A 7,388-nucleotide genomic window follows, 5' to 3' on the forward strand; every position below is an offset into this window, starting at 1 on the left:
CACGGAGAGCGAAAGCGACGAGAGGAACAGGCGGGGCCGAAGGGCGAGTTGGGCTACGGGGAAACTAACCTCCCCCACCCGACCCGACCAGAGCGCAATCGGGTCAGCCCCGCCCTTGCGGACGGTCACCCACGGCTTGCCGGTGCCCGACCGGGCCGCCGCCCCGGGCGGGCACCGAGGCCCCGGACAGGGCTGCCGGCCGGCCGTAGTCATCGAGGGTGATGTCGGCGGAGATCTCGTGGGCCTGGCCCAGGAAGGCGGCCAGGGCGGCCGGGTCGTTGAGGGCCGCGTTGCGGGCGTCCATCGCCTCCTGGGTGCGCGGGGCCAGGAATTCGCCGGTCCCGCGTCCGCCTTCCTGGCACCGCGTCACGTACGGCCGCAGCTTCTGCTCGTAGCGGGCGAAGGCCACCCGGTGGTCGCCGCGGGCGGCGGCGAGTTCGCCGGCGAGGACATAGGCGCCGACGATCGCCGACCCGGTGCCCATGCCGCCGACCGTGGCGCCGTAGGCCGCATCGCCGAGGAGGGCTATTCGGCCCGTCGACCAACTCGGCACATCGACGCGGCTGATGGCGTCGAAGTAGAACTCGTCGGCATCCCGGACGGTCCCGATCAGCTCCGGGGTCCGCCAGCCCGCTCCCTGGTACGCCCGGATGATCGCCTCCTTCTGGGACCACGGGTCGCGTCGGTCGTAGGCCAGGACGTCGGAGGCGAAGACGCAGAACGTCTCGCCCCGGTAGCCCGGTTCGCCGGCGCGGCGGGGCACACGGCCCACGGTCGCCAGCCGGCCCGGTTCGCCGTAGCCCACCGGGCGGGCGGCGAGATCCGGGGCGGCGCCCGGGGGCAGGTCCCAGCCGGCGACGTAGTAGCCGAGGTGGCTGACGAATTCCTCTTCGGGGCCGAAGGCGAGCCGGCGCACGGTGGAGTGCAGGCCGTCTGCGCCGATCACGAGGTCGAAGGTGCGGGGCGCGCCGTGCTCGAAGGCGACCTGGACGCCGTCGGCGGTTTCGGTGAGGGAGCGGATGGAGTTGCCGAAGAGGTAGGCGGTGGTGCCCGGGGTGCCGGCAGAGCCGGGTTCGCCGATGGTGCTGGTTGCGCCGGCTGTTCCCGTGGCTTCGGGGGTGCCTTCGCCTGCGGGGCGGGAGTGCGTGTAGAGGATGCGGGAGAGTTCGGAGCGGAGGATTTCCACCTCGCCGCCGGCGAACTCCGCCGGCATCGTGGCCAGTTGGCGCCCCTGGTCGTCGATGAAGGCCATGGGGCTGCCGGCGGTGCGGCGCCGCTTGATCTCGTCGAGGACGCCCATCCGCCCCAGCACCGTCAGATGTGCGGCACCCCGGAAGTCCACCGCGAAGCCGCCGCCCCGGAGTGCGGGGGCCAGCTCGATCACGGTGGGGCGGCAGCCGTACCGGGCGAGCCAGTAGGCGAGGGCCGGGCCGGCGACGCTGGCGCCGGAGATCAGCACCGTGGGCGCGGCCCCGCCGCCGGTCGCGCCGCTCGTGGTCGTTGCTTCGTACGTCATTGATGCTCCCCCGTCGGGTCGGTCCGTCATGGCGACACAACAACTGTATCCACCGGACGCAGAAATGTATACCCCCGGACGCAGTTTTAGGATTCGAGGGTGGCTGGAGACGAGAAGAGCAGTGCGTTCGGGAAGCAGGCGGGCAGCGTCGAGCTGCTGTGGGGCGGACGCGAGCGGCCGAGCCGCGGCCCCAAACCGGCACTGAGCCTGGAGCAGATCACGCGGGCGGCCCTCGCGCTCGCCGATGTCGGGGGGCTCGGCGCGGTGTCCATGCAACGGGTCGCGGCGGAGCTGGACTTCACCAAGATGTCCTTGTACCGGTACGTCCCGGGCAAGACGGAGCTGGTCGCGCTCATGATCGACATGGCGATGGGGGAACCGCCGCGGCCGGCGGCTGCCGCGGCCGGCGACTGGCGGGAAGCGCTGCGGGAGTGGGCGAAGGCGCTTGCCGCGGTCTTCCGCCGGCACCCGTGGCTGCTGACCGCCGCCGTCGGGCCGCGCGTCATGGGGCCCAACGAACTGGGCTGGACGGAGACCGCGCTGACCGCCCTCGCCGAGAGCGGGCTGACCGGCGGTGAGCAGCTGGATGCCGTGGTGCTGGTGAGCGGGCACATCCGGAACATCGCCCAGGTGTCGGCCTCGATGGGCCTGGGCAGCGCCCGGGCGAAGGAGCCGGAGGCCGTGATGAGCGCGGCGCTGAACGAGTTGCTCGTCGGGCGGTCGGAGCGGTTCCCGGCGGTGGCGGCGGCGGTGGCGGCCACGGAGGCCGGCGAATCCCGCGATCAGGCGTGGGAGTTCGGGCTGGAGCGGATCCTGGACGGGCTGGCGGCGTACATGCCGCGGGGCGGCGGGGCGACGGCGCGGGAAGAGTAGGCCCGGTGGGGCGCGCCCGCCCCGAGCCCGCAAGAGCTCGGGCCCAGGGCGCCGGTCCCCTGCCGCCCCACGGCGGCCGGCCGCAAGCACCTCCACCGCCGGCGCCCGACGTCCGCCTGCCCGGACCTCCCGGGCAGGCGCCCCGCTACAGCCGCACCGCCTTCCGGGGCTGCCCCTTCGCGCCCGTCAGGAGGCCGTGCAGGGTGGCGAATTCGTCGACGCACTTGGCAGTGCCGTTGACCACGCAGTCCAGGGGCGCGTCGGCGACCACCACCGGCACGCCCGTCTCCAGGCGGAGGCGGCGGTCGAGGCCACGGAGGAGCGCGCCGCCGCCGGTGAGGGCGATGCCGCGTTCGATGATGTCGCCGGAGAGCTCCGGCGGGCATTCGTCGAGGGTGCGGTGGACGGCGCCGACGATGGCGTCGACCGGTTCGGCCAGGGCGTCGCGGATCTCCTCGGCGGTGATCTCCTGGATGCGGGGCAGGCCGCTGAGGTGGTCGCGCCCGCGGACCGTGTAGGAGGTGGGGCGGGCCGATGCGGCGTCCGGCCCGTCGGCGCCCGCGGCGTCCCCGGCGTCCTCGGGGTACGCGGCGGCAGCCTCGGCGTGGCCCTCCGCCGGCGTCCAGGCCGCCGATCCGATGGCGATCTTGATCTCCTCGGCGGTGCGCTCGCCGATGGCGAGGGAGTGCTGCTTCTTGACGTACGTGGCGATCGCGGCGTCCAGCGCGTCCCCGGCGACCCGTACGGACTGGGCGGTGACCAGGCCGCCCATGGAGACGACGGCGACCTCCGTGGTGCCGCCGCCGATGTCGACCACCATGCAGCCCACGGGCTCGTCCACCGGGAGGCCCGCACCGATCGCGGCGGCCATCGGCTCCTCTATGAGGTGGACTTCGCGGGCACCGGCGCCGCGCGCGGAGTCGATGACCGCGCGCCGTTCGACGCCCGTGATGCCGGAGGGGACGCAGATGACGACCCGGGGGCGGGAGAAGCGGCGGTTGGGCAGCGCCTTCTTCATCAGGGCGCGCAGCATCTGCTCGGCGGCGTCGAAGTCCGCGATGACGCCCTCCCGCAGAGGGCGCATCGCGGTGATCCCGGAGGGCGTGCGGCCGATGGTGCGTTTGGCCTCGGAGCCGACGGCGATGATGTCGCCGGTGGCGTTGACGGCCACCACGGACGGTTCGTTCAGCACCACGCCCTTGCCGCGGGCGTAGACGAGGGTGTTGGCGGTGCCGAGGTCGATGCCTATGTCGTACGTACCGGACGAAGTGCTGGACGCCATGGGGAGTTCGCTTGCTCTCTCTCGGGAGGACATTGCGCCGCAGAGAGCGTCATTAGCCTACCAATGACGCTAATTGCGGGCAATTATCTAGACTACTGGGGGCGGTGAATGGTTCCTGCGGGGGCGTGGTGAAGCTGTCGCGGCGGGTCAGCGCCCGGCGCCTCCGGGGGCGGCGCGGTCCGTATCGTTCCGGCCGCCGGGGCCGCCGGAGAGCGCCTCGGCGAGGTCGTCGAGGGCGTCCAGCAGCAGTTCGGCGGCGCGTACGGCGACGCCTTCGTGGCCGCCCTCGGCGTTCCACCGCTCCCAGACGGCGCGCGGTCCGCTCCAGTCGAGCGGTGCGCCGTCGCGTACCGCACGGGCGGCGTTCTCCAGGGCGGGTTCCAGCGCGGCGGCGAACGCGGCGGCGCCGGGCGAGGGTTCGGCGTCCTTGGCGGGGAGGTGGGCCTCCCCGATCATCGTGACCCGGCCCATCGTGGCGAGCGCGGCGCCGGCGGCGGTCGCCGCGCGGAGCGAGAGGCCGCGGTGGCGGACCGGCTCCTTCTGGGCGCGGGCCGCGCTCTCCTCCCAGGCGACGCGGGCGGCCCGGGCGTCCAGGAGGGTCTCGCGGACCTGGCGGGGGCGGCGCTCGGCGGGCCGGCCGTGGCCGTCGAAGACGGCGCGGGCGTAACGGCCGTTGGTCAGCAGCCAGTCGGCGAGGCGGTCGCGGAGCCTGGGCGTCTCCCAGGCCGGGAAGAGGGCGTACGACAGCATCGCGAGCAGTCCGCCGACGAGGGTGAGCACCACGCGTCCCTCGACGGTCTGCTGCCAGCCCGCGCCGATGATGCCGAGGAGGAAGACGACGTAGGCGGCGACGCAGGCCGAGGTCACCGTGAAGCCGGTGCGCATCAGCAGGTACATCAGGAACACGCAGAACACGGCCAGGGCGGCGCTGACGGAGGAACCGGGGTGGGTGAGCGCCATCAGGCCGCCGCCGACGGCGACGCCGACGACGGTGCCCCCGAAGCGGGCGAAGCCGCGGGAGTAGGTCTGGGCGAAGTCGGGGCGCATGACCATGACGGAGGTCAGCGGCGCCCAGTAGCCGTGGCCGAACGGGAGGGCGGTGCCCAGCAGATAGCCGGCGGCGGCGACCGCGGCGACCCGCAGTGCGTGCCGGAAGATGTGCGAGGACCAGCGCGCCTCGCGGCGCACCGCCCGCAGGGCGACGGGGACGAGCCTGGGGACGCTGGGGCGGAGCAGGTGGCCGCGTTCGGCTTCGGTGGTGGGGCGGGTGGCCTGGACGGGCTCGTCGGTGAGTTCGACGGCGTCGGCCAGGAGGGAGATCAGCCGGTAGGCGGCGCGGCGGGCGGGGCCGTGCAGCATCGGGCCGGTGGCGGGGACTTCGAGGGCGGCCATCGCCTCGGGCGGCAGCCGGACCGGCCTGGCGTGCCGGACGGCGTGCGCGACGGCGTCCAGGACGGTGGCGGCGGCGCCCAGCAGTTCGCGGGCGCGGTCGCGTTCGGGTCCTTCCAGGGGGGCGCCGACGACCGGGTCGGCGAGCGAGGCGAGGACCGGGCGGACGCGTTCGGCCAGGCCGCGGGGACCGTGCAGCTGGGCGGGGCGGCGTCTGGCCTGGCGGGCCGTGACGGTGGAGGCGAGCCGGGCGTCCATGAGGGGCGCGGGGTCGAAGGGGGCCACCGGGTCGTGGCGCAGCCGGCGGGCGTAGTCGGCCTCGGCGGCGAGCGCGTCGGCCAGCGCGTCGCGCTGGGTACCCCAGGGGCGTACCGGGAAGACGACGATGAGGGCGGCCTGGACGAGGCCGCCGAAGAAGATCAGGGCGGCGTGCTGGAGGGCACCCGGGACGGAGGTCGGGAGGGTGACGGTGACCAGCATGATCGCCACGGTCTGGGTGCCGGCCAGCCCGGAGACCGGGCCGATCGCCCAGGCCATGCCGGCCAGCAGCGTCCAGCCGGTGAGCAGCAGGACGAAGGCGGCGACGTGGAAGGCGGCCAGGTAGCCAAGGAAGGTGGAGACCGCCAGCGCACCGGCGACGGCTAGCGCCAGGACCGGGCGGGGCCGCATGCTGCGCTGGAAGGTGACGATGCCCGAGGAGAAGGCGCCGAAGGCGGAGGAGACCGCCAGTTCCGGGCTGCCGCGCCACAGGCACAGGCCGATGACGATGGCCACACCGGTGGCGCCGCGGACCGCGATCAGCGGGGTGAGCTTGGCGCGCTCGACGGCCAGCCCGGAGCGGGCGGCTTCCTTCAGCGCTCGCGACCAGGTCATGGCGTCGAGGATACGGTCCGGGACCTGGGGTGACGGCGTGTCCGGCCGGGGACTTCGCCGCCCGGCCGCCGGTGCGTGGCGGAGTGAGCCGGCGGCGCATACGGGTCCCCCGGGTGCCTCCGAGGGGGCGCGCGGGGACGGATTTCGGGGTCCGCGTTGCGCCCCCACCGGGAAAATCACGGTAAACCCGATCTCCGCTGAGCGTAAACACCACAGGTCAGAGGCGGGTAGCGGGATTCGGGCGGGGACGGTGCGAGCAAGCTGACACGCCGAAGGGGAAACCTGTTCCCGTCCCGTCCCCTCTTGCTGGCCGGTCGGGACATCTCCCGGCCCGTCCGCCAAGGAGAAGGCCCCGTGCGCAAATCCCTTTTCAAGCCGGTGATCGCGTTGATCGCCCTGACCGTACTCGGAACGACGGCAGGCTGCGGCTCGAGCGACGACTCCCAGAACACGCCCGTCCGGTTTGGCGGGCCGAAGCCGGGCGCTGCCATGCAGACCGAGCCGTCGAGCAAGGGGCTGGTGCAGCAGCCGACCCACCCCATCAATTTCCAGGAGACGAGCAAGGTCGGCGGGGCCGGCGACAACACTCCGATAGCCGTGACCACCTATCACGGCAAGAAGTCCGGTTTCACCGGAAAGGTGTGGGTCTGGGCGCCGCCGGAGTACTACGACAAGAAGAACGCGAACAAGGGCTTCCCGGTCATGGAGGCCCTGCCCGGCGCCTACGGCTACCCGGTGAACTACTGGATCGGTTCCGACCTCAAGCTGGAGGAGAGCCTGGCCTCCTGGTCCAAGGCCGGCAAGAGCCTCCCGTTCATCGTCGTGATGCCGGTGCTCAACCCGAACGACAAGCAGTACTACGACGGCAGTGACATCCCCGGCCAGCCGAAGATCGGCACCTGGCTCAGCAAGGACGTGCCCGAGCTCGTCCGGGAGAACTTCCGCACCCTCAAGACCCGCAACGCCTGGTGCATCATGGGCTCCTCGTCGGGTGGCTTCTCGGCGCTGAAGAACGTGCTCCAGAACCCCAACGACTTCAAGGTCGCCATCCCCAACGGCCCGGACATCGTCCCGGACTCCCCGCTGTGGAACGGCCACGCCGCGGCGGAGCGCGAGAACAACCCCGAGGTGCTGGCCCACCGGCTGATCGCCCGCGGCGGGCCCGACGTCTACCTCGCCTTCCAGGACGGCGCCAAGGAGAACACGGTCCTGCCGAAGGTCCACAAATTCATCCGGCAGTACGGCCGCGGCCCGGTGAAGACGCGCCTGCAGATCGTGCCGAACGGCACGCACAGCGGCGCGACCTACGTCACGGGCCTGGGCATGGGCACGATGCAGTGGGTGAGCGCGCACATGCAGGGGCCGACCGCCTAGCACGACGGCTCGCCCAGGGGCGGCCACGGCGACCGGGACCGGTCGCGGTGGTCGCCCCTTTCGCGTACGGCGGGCGCCCGC

The 7,388-nt window shown here is 73.2% G+C and carries 5 protein-coding genes; 2 read left to right on the top strand and 3 right to left on the bottom strand.

Going from position 1 to position 7,388, the window contains the following annotated elements; translation table 11 throughout:
* Window positions 1–103: 103 nt before the first annotated feature.
* On the bottom strand, window positions 104–1,516 hold the full coding sequence (locus RZ84_RS12685; protein ID WP_241777679.1) for a Rossmann-fold NAD(P)-binding domain-containing protein: 1,413 nt from the start codon (window positions 1,514–1,516) through the stop codon (window positions 104–106).
* 99 nt (window positions 1,517–1,615) lie between these two features.
* Between RZ84_RS12685 and RZ84_RS12690 the strand changes: the two genes are divergently transcribed.
* Window positions 1,616–2,389: a TetR/AcrR family transcriptional regulator gene (locus RZ84_RS12690; RefSeq protein ID WP_052229914.1), complete on the top strand. Its 774-nt coding sequence runs from the start codon at window positions 1,616–1,618 to the stop codon at window positions 2,387–2,389.
* 145 nt (window positions 2,390–2,534) lie between these two features.
* Here RZ84_RS12690 and RZ84_RS12695 read toward each other — a convergent pair whose 3' ends face one another.
* Entirely contained in the window at window positions 2,535–3,671 is a 1,137-nt protein-coding gene (locus RZ84_RS12695; protein WP_043264410.1) for a rod shape-determining protein, read from the bottom strand.
* Window positions 3,672–3,818: 147 nt separating this feature from the next.
* Window positions 3,819–5,933 carry an FUSC family protein gene (locus RZ84_RS12700; protein WP_052229915.1) on the bottom strand — a complete coding sequence of 705 codons (2,115 nt, stop codon included), beginning with the start codon at window positions 5,931–5,933 and terminating at the stop codon, window positions 3,819–3,821.
* A gap of 354 nt (window positions 5,934–6,287) precedes the next feature.
* Here RZ84_RS12700 and RZ84_RS12705 point away from each other — a divergent pair, with 354 nt between their 5' ends.
* Window positions 6,288–7,307, top strand: coding sequence for an alpha/beta hydrolase (locus tag RZ84_RS12705; RefSeq protein WP_043264411.1), 1,020 nt, complete (start codon window positions 6,288–6,290; stop codon window positions 7,305–7,307).
* Window positions 7,308–7,388 lie beyond the last annotated feature (81 nt).

It is taken from the genome of Streptomyces sp. CT34 (genome assembly GCF_000805335.1).
Taxonomy (GTDB): Bacteria; Actinomycetota; Actinomycetes; order Streptomycetales; family Streptomycetaceae; genus Streptomyces.